The 17,233-nt window shown below is 74.1% G+C and carries 20 protein-coding genes and 1 riboswitch; of the genes, 7 read left to right on the forward strand and 13 right to left on the reverse strand.

Translation table 11 applies throughout. The features are described from left to right. Positions 1-12: 12 nt before the first annotated feature. Positions 13-468 carry an META domain-containing protein gene (locus FJR00_RS14755; RefSeq protein WP_141339378.1) on the reverse strand — a complete coding sequence of 152 codons (456 nt, stop codon included), beginning with the start codon at positions 466-468 and terminating at the stop codon, positions 13-15. Positions 469-570: 102 nt separating this feature from the next. On the opposite strand from FJR00_RS14755, the gene FJR00_RS14760 reads away from it, so the two are divergent. After that, the gene (locus FJR00_RS14760) at positions 571-2,046 is read left to right on the forward strand and encodes a DUF5129 domain-containing protein (protein ID WP_181409655.1); all 1,476 of its coding nucleotides are present in this window, start codon (positions 571-573) and stop codon (positions 2,044-2,046) included. A gap of 1 nt (position 2,047) precedes the next feature. On the opposite strand, the gene FJR00_RS14765 is transcribed toward FJR00_RS14760, so the two are convergent. Next, positions 2,048-2,329, reverse strand: coding sequence for a ribosomal protein L7/L12 (locus FJR00_RS14765; protein WP_141339380.1), 282 nt, complete (start codon positions 2,327-2,329; stop codon positions 2,048-2,050). 27 nt (positions 2,330-2,356) lie between these two features. After that, positions 2,357-2,524, reverse strand: coding sequence for a hypothetical protein (locus FJR00_RS15865; RefSeq protein WP_181409656.1), 168 nt, complete (start codon positions 2,522-2,524; stop codon positions 2,357-2,359). A 120-nt stretch (positions 2,525-2,644) separates the two neighbouring features. Here FJR00_RS15865 and FJR00_RS14770 point away from each other — a divergent pair, with 120 nt between their 5' ends. Then, positions 2,645-3,727, forward strand: a complete 1,083-nt coding sequence (locus tag FJR00_RS14770; protein WP_238330516.1) for an alcohol dehydrogenase catalytic domain-containing protein — start codon at positions 2,645-2,647, stop codon at positions 3,725-3,727. A 6-nt stretch (positions 3,728-3,733) separates the two neighbouring features. On the opposite strand, the gene ribH is transcribed toward FJR00_RS14770, so the two are convergent. The 5 genes from ribH to FJR00_RS14795 all read right to left on the reverse strand — a co-directional run bounded on the left by ribH (position 3,734) and on the right by FJR00_RS14795 (position 8,233). Then, complete coding sequence (gene ribH, locus FJR00_RS14775; RefSeq protein WP_141339381.1) at positions 3,734-4,204, reverse strand: 6,7-dimethyl-8-ribityllumazine synthase; 471 nt, start codon at positions 4,202-4,204, stop codon at positions 3,734-3,736. Continuing rightward, positions 4,201-4,869: a 3,4-dihydroxy-2-butanone-4-phosphate synthase gene (ribB, locus tag FJR00_RS14780; RefSeq protein WP_141339382.1), complete on the reverse strand. Its 669-nt coding sequence runs from the start codon at positions 4,867-4,869 to the stop codon at positions 4,201-4,203. Before ribB ends, ribH begins: the two co-directional genes overlap by 4 nt. Further along, complete coding sequence (locus FJR00_RS14785; RefSeq protein ID WP_141339383.1) at positions 4,866-5,492, reverse strand: riboflavin synthase; 627 nt, start codon at positions 5,490-5,492, stop codon at positions 4,866-4,868. The genes ribB and FJR00_RS14785 overlap by 4 nt, the downstream gene beginning before the upstream one ends. 8 nt (positions 5,493-5,500) lie before the next feature. Continuing rightward, positions 5,501-6,610, reverse strand: a complete 1,110-nt coding sequence (gene ribD / locus FJR00_RS14790) for a bifunctional diaminohydroxyphosphoribosylaminopyrimidine deaminase/5-amino-6-(5-phosphoribosylamino)uracil reductase RibD (protein ID WP_141339384.1) — start codon at positions 6,608-6,610, stop codon at positions 5,501-5,503. 110 nt (positions 6,611-6,720) lie between these two features. Further along, a riboswitch (FMN riboswitch) is annotated at positions 6,721-6,847 on the reverse strand. A gap of 63 nt (positions 6,848-6,910) precedes the next feature. Next, positions 6,911-8,233, reverse strand: a complete 1,323-nt coding sequence (locus tag FJR00_RS14795; RefSeq protein WP_141339405.1) for an APC family permease — start codon at positions 8,231-8,233, stop codon at positions 6,911-6,913. A 107-nt stretch (positions 8,234-8,340) separates the two neighbouring features. Between FJR00_RS14795 and FJR00_RS14800 the strand changes: the two genes are divergently transcribed. Both FJR00_RS14800 and FJR00_RS14805 read left to right on the forward strand, forming a co-directional pair. Beyond that, positions 8,341-9,378, forward strand: a complete 1,038-nt coding sequence (locus tag FJR00_RS14800; protein ID WP_202876698.1) for an LLM class flavin-dependent oxidoreductase — start codon at positions 8,341-8,343, stop codon at positions 9,376-9,378. A gap of 104 nt (positions 9,379-9,482) precedes the next feature. Then, complete coding sequence (locus FJR00_RS14805; protein WP_141339385.1) at positions 9,483-10,142, forward strand: YceI family protein; 660 nt, start codon at positions 9,483-9,485, stop codon at positions 10,140-10,142. A 12-nt stretch (positions 10,143-10,154) separates the two neighbouring features. Here the strand turns inward: FJR00_RS14805 and FJR00_RS14810 are convergent, their stop codons facing one another. The 5 genes from FJR00_RS14810 to FJR00_RS14830 all read right to left on the reverse strand — a co-directional run bounded on the left by FJR00_RS14810 (position 10,155) and on the right by FJR00_RS14830 (position 15,440). Further along, positions 10,155-11,264, reverse strand: coding sequence for a TerC family protein (locus FJR00_RS14810; RefSeq protein ID WP_141339386.1), 1,110 nt, complete (start codon positions 11,262-11,264; stop codon positions 10,155-10,157). Between the two features lie 194 nt (positions 11,265-11,458). Further along, the gene (locus FJR00_RS14815; RefSeq protein ID WP_141339387.1) at positions 11,459-13,081 is read right to left on the reverse strand and encodes an SLC13 family permease; all 1,623 of its coding nucleotides are present in this window, start codon (positions 13,079-13,081) and stop codon (positions 11,459-11,461) included. Between the two features lie 38 nt (positions 13,082-13,119). Next, on the reverse strand, positions 13,120-14,310 hold the full coding sequence (locus FJR00_RS14820; protein ID WP_141339388.1) for an MFS transporter: 1,191 nt from the start codon (positions 14,308-14,310) through the stop codon (positions 13,120-13,122). A 4-nt stretch (positions 14,311-14,314) separates the two neighbouring features. After that, a complete protein-coding gene (locus FJR00_RS14825) occupies positions 14,315-14,965 on the reverse strand; it encodes a hypothetical protein (protein WP_141339389.1) in 651 nt (216 codons plus the stop codon). Between the two features lie 97 nt (positions 14,966-15,062). Beyond that, a complete protein-coding gene (locus tag FJR00_RS14830) occupies positions 15,063-15,440 on the reverse strand; it encodes an ArsR/SmtB family transcription factor (RefSeq protein WP_141339390.1) in 378 nt (125 codons plus the stop codon). 47 nt (positions 15,441-15,487) lie between these two features. Between FJR00_RS14830 and FJR00_RS14835 the strand changes: the two genes are divergently transcribed. The 3 genes from FJR00_RS14835 to FJR00_RS14845 form a co-directional block, all read left to right on the forward strand. Then, the gene (locus FJR00_RS14835) at positions 15,488-16,528 is read left to right on the forward strand and encodes a permease (protein WP_141339391.1); all 1,041 of its coding nucleotides are present in this window, start codon (positions 15,488-15,490) and stop codon (positions 16,526-16,528) included. 39 nt (positions 16,529-16,567) lie between these two features. Beyond that, complete coding sequence (locus tag FJR00_RS14840) at positions 16,568-16,801, forward strand: SHOCT domain-containing protein (RefSeq protein ID WP_238330517.1); 234 nt, start codon at positions 16,568-16,570, stop codon at positions 16,799-16,801. Next, positions 16,798-17,233: multicopper oxidase domain-containing protein (locus FJR00_RS14845; protein WP_181409657.1), on the forward strand; the 436-nt coding region annotated here is incomplete at its 3' end. The genes FJR00_RS14840 and FJR00_RS14845, both read left to right, overlap by 4 nt.

A 17,233-nucleotide genomic window follows, 5' to 3' on the forward strand; every position in this document is an offset into this window, starting at 1 on the left:
CGACCGGCATGCTCACCGATCCCCCGGTCCCTTCGGGTCGAAGATCAGCAGGTCCCCGCCCTCATCGTCCGAGAGCCGCAGCCTGGTGTCGGCCACCTCGTAGCGCCGCACCGCCTCCAGCGCGTCGAAGAACTTCTGCTCGACCGCCATCTGCGCCTCGGTCCCGCCCACGGCCGTCCTCGTGACGTCCTCGAACTCGAACGTCCCGTCGCTGCTCCAGGTGTAGGACCCGCCGAACTGGTTGACCCCGGAGTGCCCGGTCACCTCGCCCGCGTCCAGGGTCATCGTCGGGACCATCCCCGCGTCGTCGACCACCGGACCGGCCGCGTCCCCGAAGGAGGCGAGCTCCCACGGCCCGTCGAGGGCCTCGTTCCGGCCACCGCCGAGCAGCCCGCAGCCCGCAGCCGCCACGAGCACCGTGAGCAGCACGGCGAGCCCGGCGGCTGCACCGGCCCGCAACGACCTCATGCGCCCGAGGCTACTCCCGGATGGCGTGGAACCATGGAGGGGCGCGGCGCCGTCGCACCCGCAGCTGCGGGCGAGCGTCGGCCGCGGAGAGGAGCTCGGGGTATGTCGATCCGTCAGCGGGTGCTCGTCGGGGGCGTGGCGACGCTCGGGGTGGTGGGGGCCAGCGTGGGATGGTTCCTCGCCGAGGCGCCCGAGCACCCGGCCACGCAGGTCCAGCTGGAGGACACCGCCGGGGTCATCCACGAGCCCGACCTGCTGTCCGGGGTCGAGGACGTGCGCTTCCACGAGCCGACCACGGTGGCGGTGTTCACCACCCGCGGCGGCGAGGAGGCGCTGACCGACGACCTCGCCCTCAACGACGCCGTCCTGGAGCACGCCCGCCAGGACCGGACCGACTGGCTCAGCGACGACGGGCAGCGGTGGGCCGACGGGCTCTACATCTGGGCGGTCGACCCCGAGGGCCGGCTCGTCGGGACCTACTTCGGCGACGACCGGGCGGTCGGCGAGGACGCCCAGCTGGCGATCCAGGACGCCACCAAGGACGACCTGCGCGCCGGCCGCTGGACCGACGGCGCGGTCGTCGGGATCGAGGAGGCCGCCGCCCGGATGAACGCACCCTTCGTCCGCACCGCCGGCGGGATCGCCGTTGCCGGGGTCGCCTCGCTGGCCACGCTCGCGGGGGCCGGCACCTGGCTCGGCGTGGGGATGCACCGGGCGAGGAGGAGCCGCCGGAGCCGGGCGGCCGGCGACACGGCGATGGCCAGCGTCGTGCGGGACCAGGAGGTGACCGAGCTGCACGCCCGGCTCATCCCGGAGGACTCGCGCTACGGCGGTCAGATGCTGCGGCGCTACGACGACTACAGCCGCGGCGTCCGGGAGCTGACCGAGCTGGGCAACGCGGCCCGCGGCATCCCGGAGAAGGACTACGACACGCCCGAGGCCGTCGAGCGGCTCGCCGCCTACGAGGAGAAGGCCACCTCGCTGGACCAGCTGGACGACGTCATCGCCGACACCGCGGCCTTCCTCAACCGGGACCGCGCGTGGGTGGAGGCCTGGCACCGCCAGGTCGCCCCCGTCCGGGAGGACCTCGAGGGGGTCGAGGACCTCCTGGGGACCGAGCTGCCCGAGGAGATGCGCGGACTTCCGGAGGCGGACCGGTTGCGGCAGTTCGCCTCCGAGGAGCTGGCCGGGCTGGACCGCCTCCGTGGCGAGCTGGAGCACCGGCAGGTCTCGCCCGACGACGCCCTCGACCACCTGCGGGCGACGCGGGACGGCCTCAGCGAACGGCTCGACGCGCTGGCCGGGGCCGTGGCCCGGACGTTCGGGGAGGACGAGGACGAGCGGAAGACGCTGGACACGGCGCTGAGGACCGAGCGCGACCGGCGGCGGTCCGAGCCGACGATCGTCGCGACGGCCTACCCGACCTGGACGTGGTTCGGCACCCACGCGTTCGTCTCCGGCTGGTCGACCGGCAAGGGCGAGGTCGAGCAGGCGCGGTCGGCCGCCTCCGGCGGGTCCGGCTCCGGCTACAGCGGCGGCGGCAGCTTCAGCGGGGCGGGCAGCTCGTCGCGGTTCTGACTCACAACCGGTCGACGGCCTCCTTGGCCTCGCGCAGGCCCATGCCCGTGTGCTCGCGGACGAGCTTGATCGCAGCGATGGGCGAGCCGGCCCGCTTGAGCCGGCGGGCCTCCTCCCAGAACGGCTCCTCCTGCGGCGTGAAGCCCTCGAGGACCGCCTCGTCGACGCCCTGACCTCGGGCGAGGTGCTCGACGAGGCGGGTCAGGTGGCGCACCTGTCCCGAGAGGGAGTCGACCTTCCGGGAGAGCCGGGCGATCTGTTCGTCGCTGGTGAAGAGACCCATGGCCCGACCCTACGGACCACAGCGGCCTCAGTCCTGGGTGGCCCGGTCGTGGCGGGCGTCCTGCTCGCCCGCGCCGCGCCCCGCCCCGCTGTCCCGCCGCCCGTGGCGCACGCCGAGGCGCACCGCGAGGTAGATCAGGACGAAGGGGACGGCCATCAGCAGCAGGACCGCCAGGTGCCAGAGCTGGATGCGCATCTCATGAACCTAGACCTGGCGGGCACCACCGCGCCATCCCCCGACGGGGACCACCTGCGTCCTGCCCGCGCGGGGACCGCCACACTGAGGGTGCACACGCACCACATCCCGAGGAGCCCCATGCCCGAGGACCACCCCACCATGCGGGCCGTGCGCTACGACGCGTTCGGCGCACGGCCCTACGTGACGCAGGTGCCGCTCCCCCGCCCCCGGCCGGACGGCGTCGTCGTCCGCGTCGAGGCGACCGGGGTCTGCCGCTCGGACTGGCACGCGTGGCAGGGGCACGACGACGACATCACCGAGCTGCCGCACGTGCCCGGCCACGAGTTCGCCGGCGTCGTGCACGAGGTCGGAGCGGACGTCCGCACGGTCGCCGTCGGCGACCGGGTCGTCGTCCCGTTCGTCTGCGGGTGCGGCACCTGCGAGGTATGCCGTGCCGCTGCCTCCCAGGTGTGCCCGCACCAGTGGCAGCCCGGGTTCAGCGGCCCGGGGTCGTTCGCCGAGCTGGTCGCGGTGCCGTGGGCCGACCACAACGTCGTCCACCTGCCCGACGAGATCGGAGCGGACGTGGCGGCGAGCCTCGGGTGCCGGTTCGCGACGGCATACCGCGGGGTCGTCGACGTGGCCCGGGTGGTCGACGGCGAGCACGTGGCAGTCCTCGGGTGCGGCGGGGTCGGGCTCGCGGCGGTCATGGTGGCCGCCTCGCGAGGAGCCCACGTGGTCGCGGTGGACGTCAGCCCGGAGGCGCTCGACCTGGCGCGCGGGGTCGGCGCGGAGCAGACCGTGCAGGTGGACGTCGCCACCGACCCGGGCATGGAGGAGGCGGTCGCGCGGGTACGGGAGCTCGTGCCGGGCGGGGTCGACGTCGGGGTCGACGCCCTGGGCAGCGTCGCCACCGCCCGGGCGGCCACCTCGGTGCTGCGCGTGCGCGGCCGTCACCTGCAGCTGGGACTGATGCCGCCCGCGGTGATCGGCGACCGGGCGAGCGTGCCGATGCACACGGTGGTGGCCCGGGAGCTGCAGGTGCTGGGCAGCCACGGGATGGCGCCGGCCGACTACCCGCGGATGCTGGCCGACGTGGTGGACGGCCGGCTGACGCCCGAGCAGTTCCTCGGTCGGACGATCACGCTGGCCGAAGCACCCGCGGCCCTGGTCGCGATGAGCGGTCCGACGACCCCGGGGGTGACCATCGTCCGGCCCTGATCGTGCCTACAGCTCGCGCAGGACCGCCGCCGTCGCGACGGCGGCGCCGGCCGCCTCGTGGCCCTTGTCCTCCTGCGACCCGGGCAGGCCGGCCCGGTCGAGCGCCTGCTGCTCGTCGTCGCAGGTCAGCACGCCGAAGCCCACGGGGATGCCGGTGGTGACCGAGACGGTGGTCAGGCCGTCGGTGGCCGCCGAGCAGACGTAGTCGAAGTGCGGCGTGCCCCCCCTGACGACGACCCCGAGGGCCACGAGCGCGTCGTAGCGGCCGGTCCGCGCGAGCCGGGCCGCGGCGACGGGCAGCTCGAAGCTGCCGGGCACGCGCACCTCGTCGACCTCGGTGACCCCGGCCTCGGCTAGGGCCCGGCGGGCGCCGTCCAGCAGCCCGTCCATAACGACGGTGTGCCAGGACGCGGCGACCACGGCCACCCGCATCCCGCTGCCGTCGGCCTCCACGGTGGGGGCTCCGCTCCTGCTCATGTCGTGCTCCTCGTCGGTCCGTCGGACGTGGCCTGGTCCAGCTCGCGGCGGTGGGTCACGAGCTGGTCGATGGTCAGCACGGGCAGCCCGTGCTCGGCGCCCAGCTCGAGCACCTGGGTGGTGCGCAGCATCTCGCCCTCGTCGTCGACGAGCTCGGCGATGGCCGCCACCGGCGTCAGGCCGGCGAGGGCGCACAGGTCGACGGCCGCCTCGGTGTGGCCGCGACGCTCCAGCACGCCCCCGGCGCGGGCCCGCAGGGGCACGACGTGGCCCGGCCGGCGCAGGTCGGTCGCCCCCGTGGCCGGGTCGCCCAGGGCGGCGACGGTGCGGCACCGGTCGGTGGCGCTGATCCCCGTGGTCACGCCCTCGGCCACGTCGACCGTGATCGCGTAGGCCGTCCGCAGGGCGTCCTCGTTCTGCTCCACCATCGGCGGCAGCGCGAGCCGGTCGGCCCAGTCGGCGGGCATCGGCGCGCACAGGTATCCCGAGGAGTGCCGGATCGTCCACCCGGTCCACCGGGGCGTGATCGTCTGCGCGGCGAGGATGACGTCCCCCTCGTTCTCCCGGTCGACGTCGTCCAGCACGAGCACCGGCAGCCCGTCGCGCAGCGCCTCGAGCGCCGCCTCCACCGAGGACAGGCCGGGGACCACGGCGCTGCTCGTCATGACGTCGTCCCCGTCGACCCGGTCGTCCCGCCCGCCCCTGCGGCGACGAGCCGCTCGACGTACTTGGCCAGCACGTCCACCTCGACGTTGACCTCGTCGCCGGGCTGCCGGCGGCCCAGGGTGGTCAGCTCCAGGGTGGTCGGGATGAGGCTCACCTCGAAGGCGTCCTCGTCGAGCGCGGAGACGGTGAGCGAGACCCCGTCCAGGCAGACCGAGCCCTTGTGCACGACGTACCGGGCCAGCTCCGGCGGCAGCGAGAACCGGACCACCTCCCACCGGTCCCCCGGCGTCCGGGAGATCACCCGGGCGGTGCCGTCGACGTGGCCCTGCACGATGTGGCCGCCGAGCCGGTCGTCCACCCGGACGGCCCGCTCGAGGTTGACCGGGTCCCCCTCGGTGAGGCGGCCCAGCGTGGTGCGGGCCAGCGTCTCGGCCATGACGTCGGCGACGAAGCCGTCACCGACGACCTCGGTCACGGTCAGGCAGACCCCGTCGACGGCGACCGAGTCGCCGTGGGAGAGACCGGGGACGACCGTCGGTCCGGAGATCTCGACGCGGCTGCTGTCCTGCCCGTCGGTCCGTCGGGTCAGGCGGCCGAGCTCCTCGACGATGCCGGTGAACATGGGGCTCCTCAGGGGGTCGGGGACGGGGCGAGCGTCCGCTGGTCGGTGGTGGTCGGCGGTGCCGGGCGGGCGTGCCCGACGGACGGGGTGGACCGCGCCCCACGCTCGCGGGGCGGCGCCTGCGGGACGAGGGTCAGCCGCAGGTCGGGTCCCACCCGGGTCACGTCGACGAGGTCAAGGCGGGCGACGTCCTCGATCGAGGCGATGCCCAGGTCGCCGACGCCGGCGGGCCCGGCACCGAGCAGCGCCGGGGCCAGGTAGACGAGCACTTCGTCGACGCACCCGGCCCGCCAGAAGGCGGCGGCCAGCGTGGGCCCGCCCTCCAGCAGCACCCGGTGCACGCCGCGGCGGGCCAGCTCGGCCAGGACCTGGCGGGGCTCGGAGGTGCGCAGGTGCAGCAGCTCGCCGGGCCCGGTCCGCAGCCGCGCGTCCGCCGGCAGGTCCCGGCGGCCGACGACCACGCGCAGGGGCTGGTCGGGCAGCAGCTCCCCCTCGGCGGTGCGCGCCGTCAGGCTGGGGTCGTCGCGCAGCGCGGTGCCGGTGCCCACGACCACGGCCCCGACCCGCGCGCGGAGCAGGTGCGCGTCGGCCCTGGCCTCGGCGGAGGTGATCCAGCGGCTGGAGCCGTCGGCCGCGGCGACCCGTCCGTCCAGGGTGGTGGCGGCCTTCCACACCACGACGGGCCGGCCCAGGCGGGCGGCCACGGTCCAGTCGGCCACGAGCGCCTCGGCGTCGCGATGGGGGTGCTGCTCGACCGCGATCCCGTGGTCGCGCAGCCAGTCCGCCCCACCGGCGGCCTGGGGGGTGGGGTCCGGGACGGCGAAGACCACCCGCTCCACCCCGGCGTCCCGCAGGGCGTGCGTGCAGGGACCGGTGCGGCCGTGGTGGTTGCACGGCTCGAGGGTCACGTATGCGGTCGCGCCCCTCGCGCGGTCCCCGGCGGCGGCGAGCGCCACGGCCTCGGCGTGGGGGCTGCCCGCCCCCTGGTGGTGGCCGCGGCCCACCACGGTGCCGTCGGCCGCGACGACGAGGCAGCCGACCCGGGGGTTGGGGTCGACGGCGGGTCCGTGCAGCGCAGCGTCGACCGCCTGGTCCAGCCAGCGGGTGTCGGTGCTCATCGGCGTCTCTCCGTCGTCGGTCCTGCCCGGGACGAGGGGGACGACGGCAGAGGACCGCCGGACGCCGGATCCGGTCCGAGGGACCGGGTCACGCCGACGCGTGGTCCACCGCGCGCTGCCTCCCTTCCGGACTTTCACCGTCGGTCCTGGAGTTTCACCAGGTCAACCGGCCGCTGGCTGCGGCCGGGTCGCGGACTGTCACCGCCGGCTCGGAATTGCACCGACCCCGGAGCGCGTGTGCTCTCCTCCAACGGTAGCAGGGGTGACGGGCGGCCCCGGCTGGCCGGCGACCCGCCGCCGTCAGCGGCGGGGGTGCCGCGAGGGAGGACGACGGTGGTGCAGGCGGGCGGCCCGCAGCGCCAGCCCGGTCCCCAGGACGGCCGTCCCGACGAGCACGGCCGTAGGCGGCAGCGTGACGACCAGGGCGAGGCAGCCCACGGCCCCCAGGACCTGGAGGGCTCGGGGGAAGCGACGGTGGTCCTCGTCCTGGGTCCAGGCCGAGAGGTTGGCGACCAGGTAGTAGAGCAGCACCCCGAACGAGGAGAAGCCGATCGCCTCCCGCAGGTCGACCGTGAGGACCAGCACGACCACGACGCCCGCGAGCGCGACCTCCGCCCGGTGCGGCACCCGGTGCCGGGGGTGCACGGCGGCCAGCCAGCCGGGCAGGTCGTCCTGCCGCGCCATCGCCAGGCTGGTCCGGCCGACCCCGGCGATGAGCGCGAGCAGGGCGCCCAGGGAGGCGGCAGCAGCCCCGACCCGGACGACGACGCCCGCCCAGCCCCACGGGCCGGCCTCGGCCAGGTCGGCCAGCGGTGCGGCCGAGGAGGCGGTCCCTTCCGGGCCCAGGACGGCAAGCAGGGTGGCCGCAACCACGGCATACACGAGCACGGCGGCGCCGAGGGCGAGCTGGATGGCCCGGGGGATCGTCCGGGCGGGGTCGCGCACCTCCTCCCCCATCGTCGCGATCCGGGCGTAGCCGGCGAAGGCGAAGAAGAGCAGGCCGGCCGACTGGAGCACGCCGTAGCCGGGGACGGCCGCCAGACCGTCCCCCTCCGCGCCCACGGCGCCGCCACCGCCACCGGGTGCCCCGGCGGGCAGCACCCGGGTCCAGTCCGGGTCGCCCCCGACGACGCCGGCCAGCACGACCAGGCCGAGCGAGACGAGGACGACCGTGACGACCACCCTGGTCAGCCCGGCGGTCCGGGTGACCCCGTGGTAGTTGACCGCCGCCAGCGCCACCACGGCGGTGGCGGCGACGGGACGCTCCCAGCCGGGCGGTGCGGCATACGCGGCGAAGGTCAGCGCCATCGCGGCGCAGCTGGCGGTCTTGCCGACGACGAACGCCCACCCGGCGGCGAAACCCCACCAGGCCCCCAGCCGCTCCCGGCCGTAGACGTAGGTGCCGCCGGAGGTCGGGTACTGCGCGGCGAGCTGGGCCGACGAGGTCGCGTTGGCGTAGGCGACCAGCGCGGCCACCGCCAGGCCGACGAGCAGCCACGTGCCCGCCGCCTGCGCCGCGGGGGCGAACGCCGCGAAGACCCCGGCGCCGATCATCGAGCCCAGGCCGATGACGACGGCGTCGGCGGTGCCCAGCCGCCGGGCCAGGGTCGGGTGGTCGGTCACCGGCTGCTCCTGCGGGTATGGCGTGGTCATGGGGCGGGCGGCGGGTGCCGGTACGGCGCCACCGGGGTCGGGCGGGATCATCCTGGCACGCTCCCTAGACTGTGGACATGTCACCCATCGCCCTGTCCGTGCTCGACCTCCTGCCCGTCCGCACCGGCCAGACCACCGCCCAGGCCCTCGACGCCGCCCGGTCCCTGGCCGTCGTGGCCGACCGCGGCGGGGTGACCCGCTACTGGCTGGCCGAGCACCACAACACGATGTCGGTGGCCTCGACCAGCCCGCCCGCGGCGATCGGGATGCTGGCCGCGGCGACGGAGCGGATGCGGATCGGCTCCGGCGGGGTGATGCTGCCCAACCACGCCCCCCTCGCGGTGGCGGAGCAGTTCGCGCTGCTGGAGGCGGCATACCCCGGTCGGATCGACCTGGGCATCGGGCGGGCCCCCGGGACCGACCCCGTGACCAGCTGGGCCCTGCGCGCCGGGCAGTCGGACGCCGACGCCGTGCAGCGGTTCCCGGAGTACGTCCAGCAGGTGATGGCGTTCATGGACCCCGAGGGCGCCGCCGTGCAGATCGGGCAGCGCCAGCACGCGATCCGCGCGACGCCGCTGGCCCGCACGGCCCCGCCGGTGTGGCTGCTGGGCTCCTCCGACTACTCGGCGCGCCTGGCGGCCGAGCTCGGGCTGCCCTACGTCTTCGCCCACCACTTCGCCGGGCACGGGACGGCCGCGGCGCTGGAGCTCTACCGGTCCAGCTTCGCCGGCCCCGGCGAGCCGCGGACCTTCCTCACCGTCAACGCCGTGGTCGCCGACTCCCGCGAGGAGGCCGAGCGGCTGGCGCTGCCGTTCCACCTGATGATGGCCAGCCTGCAGGCGCCGGGCCCGCTGCGGATGCGGCCGCTGCTGACGGTCGACGAGGCGCTCGAGGAGCCGCTGCCGATCCCGCAGCCGGCCTTCGACGCCGTCACCGACCCCTGGCTGCTGGGGACCGCCGACGAGGTGGCCGACCAGGTGCGGGCGCTGGCGGCGCAGTTCGGCGTGGACGAGGTCATGGTCCAGCCGGTGGCGGGGGCGTATGCCGCCGAGCAGCTGGACCGCGACCTGCACCGGGAGCGGACGGTCCAGGAGCTGGCCACCCGCCTGGTGTGACGCCCCGCCTCGGGGAGGGCCGCCTCCGTCGATAGTTGACTTGTCACATAACTGCCCCTAGGGTGGAGCCGAATCCCCACCACCCGATCTTCAGGAGTTTTCGCATGGGTCTCTTCGACTGGTTCACCAAGAAGTCCGACACCGCCCCGAGCCGCACCAAGACCACCGCCTCGTCGCCGGCCACCGACAGGTCGGTCCCGGCCGCGGCGGAGACCGAGACTGCCGCTGCCGAGCTCGACGGCACGTGGACGATCGACCCCAGCCACAGCAGCCTCGGCTTCGTCGCGAGGCACGCGATGGTGACCAACGTCCGCGGCACCTTCGACGAGTTCGAGGGCAGCGGCGTCGTGGACACCGACGACCTGTCCGCCTCGCACGCCACCGTCGTCATGCAGGCGGCGAGCATCAACACCGGCGCGGCCGACCGGGACGCCCACCTGCGCTCGGCCGACTTCTTCGACGTCGAGACCTACCCCGAGGTGCGGTACAGCACCACCTCCGTCGAGCGCGTCGACGAGGAGACCTTCCGGCTGGACGGCGAGCTGACCATCAAGGACGTCACCCGCCCGCTGTCGGTCGAGCTGACCAGCACGGGCCTGGCCCAGGACCCGTTCGGCAACCTGCGCGCCGGCTTCGAGGGCGAGACCAGCATTAACCGCAAGGACTGGGGCCTGACGTGGAACGCCGCCCTGGAGACCGGCGGCGTGCTCGTCGGCGAGAAGATCAAGCTCGTCCTGGACGTCTCCGCGATCAAGTCGGTCTGACCGGCCGGGGCGTCACGCCCGGTCCGACGGGTGTCCGGGCCGGGTGCCCACGGAACGGTCCGCCTCCTCCGCCGGCACGTCGGAGCCCTCCTCGGTGGGCGTGCCCAGGTGGGCCAGGTGGGCCGAGCCGACGGGGTCTCCCCCGCCCCGGGTGGCGTACAGGCTCGTGAGGGTGACGAGGGCGAGCACGCCGACGATCACCAGGAGCGAGGCGAGGGTCGGCACCTCGGGGACGCCGGGCCAGATGCCGTGCGCCCAGTGCAGCACCAGCTTGACGCCGATGAAGCCCAGGATCGCCGCCAGGCCGTAGCCGAGGTGCACGAGCTTGCTCAGCGCGCCCTGGAGCACGAAGTAGAGCGCGCGCAGGCCCAGGAGCGCGAAGGCGTTGGTGGCGAAGACGAGGAACGGGTCACCGGTGATCCCGTAGACGGCCGGCACCGAGTCGACGGCGAAGACGATGTCGGTGGCGAAGATCGCCACGACGACCACGGCCAGCGGCGTGAGCGCCCGGCGGCCGGCCTCACGCACGACCAGCCGCGTGCCCCGGTAGTCCTCCGTGACGGGGACGAACCGGCGGATCAGCCGGACGGAGCGCATCGAGGACACGTCGAGGTCGTGGCTGCCGCCGCTGAGCTGGTCGCGCAGCACCTTGACCGCCGTGACGAGCAGGATGGCGCCGAAGAGCAGGAAGGCCCAGGTGAAGTTGGCCAGCACGGCCGCCCCGAGGGCGATGAAGATGGCCCGCAGCACCAGGGCCGCGGCGATGCCGAAGAGCAGGACCCGCTGCTGCAGCTCCTTGGGCACCGCGAAGGCCGACAGCAGGAGCATGAAGACGAACAGGTTGTCCACGGAGAGGGACTTCTCGACGAGATAGCCGGTGAGGTACTCCAGCCCCGTGGTGGACCCGAACCGGGTCCAGACGTAGGCGCCGAAGGCCAGCGGGAGGGCGACGTAGAAGACGCTCCAGCCCACCGCCTCCCGCATGGAGACCTCGTGCGGCTTGCGCGTCAGGGCGAAGTCGAGCGCGAGCAGCGCCAGGACGGCGGCCACGGTGACGGCCCACAGGCCGGGCGTGGCGACGGTGGAGATGGCCGACGGCAGGTCGGCAGCGGTGGTCAGCATCGGGAAGGGCCTCTCGGTCAGATCAGGTCGATCGGATCGAGGTCTCCTTCACCCGGGCCACGGGCCGCCGTCCGAGACACCCTGGGGGTGACGTAATGACCGGACCGGCGCTCGGAAGTACTCCCCTCGCTGAACGACGATGGTACGGCAGGACGGGCCCGGCGGGAAACCGCCGCGGCCCGCCCGGCCCCTTGTCAGTAGACGATCGAGAACACCCAGACCGCGAGCGTCATCACCGTGATGGTCACCAGGACGATGCCGATGAGGTTGAGCCAGAGGCCGCCCTTCATCATCTGCGGGATGGTGACGTAGCCGGAGCCGAACGCGATGGCGTTGGGCGGGGTGGCCACGGGCAGCATGAACGCGCAGGTGGCGGCCAGGGCCACCGGGATCACGAGCAGCATCGGGTCGACCCCGATCCCGAGGGCGACGCCGCCGGCGACCGGCAGGAAGGTGGCCGCCGTCGCGGTGTTGCTCGTCAGCTCGGTGAGGAAGATGATCCCGGCGGCGAAGACCACCACGAGCAGCACGACCGGCAGACCGCCGAGGCCCTCGGCCTGGCCGCCGATCCACTCGGTCAGGCCGGAGGCGCCGAACTGGGCGGACAGCGCCAGCCCGCCGCCGAAGAGGAGCAGCACGCCCCACGGCAGCTCCACCGCGCTCTCCCAGTCGAGCAGGCGCACGCCCCGGGCGGCACCGGCGGGCAGCAGGAAGAGCAGGAGCGCCACGGCCATGGCGATGCCGGCGTCGCTGATCGGCGGCTCCTCCCAGATGAGCGGCACGGTCACCCAGGCCAGCGCGGCGAGGACGAACAGGGCCAGGACCCGGATCTCGCCCTGGGACATGCGACCCAGCTTGGCGACCTCCTCGTCCATGAGCGTGCGGCCACCGGGGATCTCGTCGATCTCGGGCTTGAACAGCACCTTGGTCAGCAGGAACCAGGCGATGACTAGGAAGACCACCGCGAGCGGGACGCCGACCAGCATCCACTGGCCGAACCCGACGTCGATGTCGTGGTTCTCGGCGAGGTAGCCGACCATCAGCGTGTTCGGGGGCGTGCCGATGATGGTGCCCAGCGAGCCGATCGAGGCGGCGTAGGCGATGCCGAGCATGAGCGCGGTGCCGAAGTTGGACTCGATGACCGCGTCCTTGACCTTCTTCGACTGCAGGTCCGGCTCGCCCTGGTCGGCACCGGCCGCCGCCGGCTCGCCGACCTTCTCGCCGAGCGTGGTCACGAGCATGAGCACCGAGACGCCGATGGGCAGCATCATGACGGCGGTGGCGGTGTTGGAGACCCACATCGACAGGAAGCCGGTGGCGATCATGAAGCCGGCCACCACCATCGCCGGGTTGGTGCCCATCGCCCGAACGGTGACCAGCGCGATGCGGCGGTGCAGGTTCCACCGCTGCATGGCCAGGGCCAGCATGAACCCGCCCATGAAGAGGAAGATGATGTTGTTGCCGTAGGACGCGCCGACGTCGTTGACGCTGGCCTCCCCCAGGACCGGGAACACCACGAGGGGCACCAGGGCGGTCGCCGGGATCGGGAGGGCCTCGGTCATCCACCAGATGCCCATGAGCACGGCGACGGCGGCGGTCAGCTTGGCCGGGTGCGCCACGTCCCCCATGAGCAGGTAGATGGCGAGGGCGGCGACGAGACCGGCCGCCAGGCCGCCCCAGCGGACCGTGTTGGCACGGGGCTCCAGGCCCGGGTCCCGCTCGCCGGGGGACTTCTGCTCGATCTCCGCCCCTCGGTCCGGGTCGGGTGCGAACCGGTGCAGGTGGTCGCCGGGGACCTGCGGTGGCTGGTGGCTCATGGCGGGATCCTCTTCCCCTCGTCACGGACCGGTCGCCGTCACGCTACTCCCGCTCGTCCCACGAGCAACCGGAGAACCACCAGGGACAGCAGGATCGCCACCGCCACGAAGCCGACCACCCCGGTCCAGCCCCTCGCCTCGAGGGCCAGGCCGCCGGCCCAGCCCAGCAGGCTGGACCCGCCGTAGTAGGCCAGGTTGTACAGCCCCGTCGACTGGGCCCTCGCGGTCACCGCCCGGGCCCCCGCCCACCCGGAGGCCACCGCGTGGGCGCCGAAGAAGCCGGCCGTCATCACGACCAGGCCGAGGAGCACCAGCCACAGCGGCCCGGTCAGCGTGGCGAGCAGGCCGGCCAGCATGACGAGCACGGAGGCGACGAGCACCGCATACCTCCCGTGGCGGGCGGCGAGCACCCCGGCGCGCGGCGCGGAGACCGTGCCCGCCAGGTAGGCGAGGAAGACGAGCCCGACCGCCCAGGCCGGCAGCAGGTAGGGCGCGGCCACGAGGCGGAAGGCCAGGTAGTTGTAGACGGCGACGAACCCACCCATGAGGAGGAAGGCGACGAGGTAGAGCCCCAGGAGGGCCCGGTCCTGCAGGTTGGTGAGCACCCGTCGGGTCCGGTCGAGGAAGGTCTCGCCGCGGACCCGGACGAACCGGCGTTCGCGCGGGGCCAGCAGGACGAAGCCGACGGCGGCGGCCGCGGCCATCGCCGAGACGGCCGTCATCCCCACGCGCCACGAGGTCAGGTCGGCGACCGGGGTGGCCACGACCCGGCCGAGCAGCCCGCCGACCGTCGTCCCGCCGACGAACCAGCCGGCCGCGACGGAGGCCGACCGGGCGTCGACCTCGTCGTTGAGGTAGGCCATCGCCAGCGCCGGCACCCCGCCGAGGAAGGCGCCCTCGAGGAGGCGGGCCAGCAGGACCAGCTCGAAGGTGGGTGCCCACGCCGCCGCCAGGCCCAGGAGGGTCGCCCCGACGACAGCGGCCACCATGGCCCGCAGACGCCCGTAGCGGTCCCCCACGAACGACCACGGCACGACCGCGAGCGCGAGGCCGAGGGTGGCGGCGGAGACGGCGAGCGCGGCCCGGTCGGCGGTGGCGCCCAGGTCGTCGGCGATCTGCGGGAGCACGCCCTGGGGCGAGTAGAGCTGGGCGAAGGTGGCCACCCCGGCCAGCACGAGGGCGGCGAGAAGACGTCGGTATGCGGTGCTGCCGCGGGCGTGCCCCGGCACGGCCCTACTGGCCGAGCAGGCTGCGCGCGATCTCGGTGAGGCCGGCCTCCGTCGCGTCGGCCTCCGGCACCGCCGGGTCGTCGCCGAGGACGATGGCCTGCAGGCTGACCATCCACCGTTCCTGACCCTGCCGCACGTGCAGCTGGGAGTCGTTGATGATGAAGGCCTCCTCGCCCAGCCCGTCGAGCTCGCGGTAGAGGTCCTCGTCCTCGGCGTACTGCTCCTGGTAGACCGAGAAGAGGTCGTTCTGGTCGAGGGCGGCGGCCAGCCCCTCCCCCTCGGCGTTCGTCAGCGACATCCGGCAGGAGGTGACCCCGTCGCCGGGCTCGGGCGGGCCGAACGTCAGGTCGGCGAAGGCCGTGTCCGGGTCCACCGCGGTGAGCGCGTCGCAGACCCTGGTCGCCTCGGCCGACCCGGCCGCCTGGCCGGCCGCGGCCTCGTCCGTCTGCTCCTGGCCCGCAGGCTCCTCGTCGGCCTCCTCCTCGTCGGCCTCCTCCTCGTCGGCCGGGTCCGTCGCGGCCGCCGCCACCGGAGGGCCCTCCTCCGCCCCGGCCTCGTCGGCGTCACCGTCCCCGCCGCAGGCGGTCAGGAGCACGACGAGGGCCGCGGTCGTGGCGGCGAGAAACCGCCGAGGAGCTGCTGGGGACGGGCGCATGGGCCACCTCTCTCGCACCGGCGGTGCTGGTGGGTCAAGTAAAGCGGTTGGCCGACGCTCACGGCAACGGGACGGGACCAGGACGAGTCCTGGCCGTCTACCCTCCGGCGGCGGGCGCGGGGTCGAGCAGCTGCTGCAGGGACTCGAAGGCCGTCGGTTCGATGACGTACCAGGTCTGGCGCCCGTCGCGGCTGCGGGTGAGGAACCCGGTGTCGTGCAGGACGCCGAGGTGGTGGGAGACGGTCGGCTGGGTCAGCCCGAGGTGGTCGGCGAGCTCCTTCGTCGTCGTCCGGGCCCCGTCGCTGGTCCGGATCCGGCCCAGAATGCGCAGCCGTACCGGGTCGCCCAGGGTCCGCAGGGTGCGCGCGAGCAGGTCGGCCTCGGGTCCGTCGAGCTCACCGGCCAGCACCGGCGAGCAGCAGAGCTCGCGCAGCTGCTCGGCGGGGGAAGAAGTTGACACCGCGACGCCTTTCATAGACAGTCATCTAATCATTAGATAGACATCTATGCAAAGGAGCCTCGATGTCCACCACCTCCTCCCATCTTTTCCTGCGGGTCCTCGAGCGGGTCCTCGACACGGTCGAGGCGACCTGGCCCTACCTCGTGCTCAGCGTCCTGCTGGCCTCGGCCATCCAGGTCTACGTCGGCACCGACCGCCTGGGCGGATGGCTGCGGCGCAGCACGCCCGTCGCCGTGCTGGGCGCGGTGGCCCTGGGTGCACTGACGCCATTCTGCTCCTGCGGCACGATGGCTGTGGTCCTCGGATCGCTGGCGGCCTCCGTCCCGTGGGCCCCGGTGGTCGCGTTCCTGGCCTCCTCCCCGCTGACCAGCCCCGGCGAGTACGCCTGGTCGGTCGGGCTCTTCGGGCCGGCCTTCGCCACGACCTTCCTCCTCGCCGCGGTCGGTGTGGGCCTGCTGGGCGGGACCGCCGCATGGGTGCTGGATCGGCACGGCTGGCTGGCCGGCCAGGCGAGGGTGGTGGCGTCCTCGCCGGCGCGGAGGGAGGTTGAGGTGCCGGAGCCGGCACTGGTCGGGGGCGGCGGTGCAGGGTGCGGGGCACCCGACGCGCCGACGGGCGCGACGGCATACCTCCTCGAGGGCGGTGGCGCACCGACCTGCGCCACCGACGAGGTCGAGGCCCCGCGGTCGGACCGGCACCGGGAGTTCGGCCGGGTGGTGCTGGCCAACGGCCGGCGGCTGACGGTCTACTTCCTGGCGTTCGCCACCCTGGGCTACCTGGTCGTCGAGCTCGTCCCGTCGTCGTTCTTCGAGCAGCACCTGGGCGACGGCAACGCCCTCACCGCGGTCCCGCTGGCGGCGCTGCTCGGCGTGCCGGTCTACCTCAACACCGACGGGTCGCTGCCGCTGGTGGCCTCCCTCATGGACGGTGGCATGGGGGCCGGTCCGGCGCTGGCGTTCCTCGTCACCGGGGCCGGCACGAGCGTCGGGGCTCTGACCGGGATGCTCGTCGTGGCCCGCTGGCGCGTCGTCGCCCTCGTCGTCGGGACGCTGCTCGTGTCCGCGTGCATCACCGGGTGGCTGGCGCCGTTGTGGCTCACCTGACACGGTCCGCACCGGCCCGGCAGGAGCATGATGGGACCCATGGTGTGGCTCTGGATCGTCCTGCTGGTCGTCGGGGTCGCGCTCCTCGGTTACACCGCCGTGCGCGTGCTGGTCGGGGGCCTGACGGATGCCTCCGAGGGGTCGGCACCCCCCGCGACGTCGCGGCCCCGGGCGTGGGAGATCCTGGACGAGCGGTATGCGGCCGGGGAGCTGAGCACGCAGGAGTACGAGGAGCGTCGGGCCGTGCTGGCCCGGGGGGAGGACGGGTCGTGAGGCCGGTCAGCCGGCGGACCGCTCTGACCCTGGGCGGTCTGGGCGTGGTGAGCACGGTCGTGGGCGGGACCGGCCTGTGGCGCGAGCTGACGACCCCGGGGGCGCCGGGGGATCCCGGGGGCGAGCTGGTGGAGCCGGAGGTGCTGGCCAGCAGCGACGGCCGGCTGGACGTGCAGCTGCAGGCCAGGTTCGGCACGCACGAGGTGGCCGGACGGTCGGCCAGGACGATGGGCTACAACGGTGGGGTGCCGGGCCCGACGCTGCGGCTGCGGCCCGGTGACCTGCTGCGGATCGAGCTGGACAACCAGCTGGACCACGTCACCAACCTGCACGTCCACGGGCTGCACGTCACCCCCGAGGGGAAGGGCGACGACGTCTTCGTCGAGGTCGGGCCCGCAGAGAGCCACCAGTACGAGTACCAGCTGCCCGAGG

It is taken from the genome of Ornithinimicrobium kibberense, assembly GCF_006519705.1.
In the GTDB taxonomy this organism is placed as follows: Bacteria; Actinomycetota; Actinomycetes; order Actinomycetales; family Dermatophilaceae; genus Ornithinicoccus; species Ornithinicoccus kibberensis.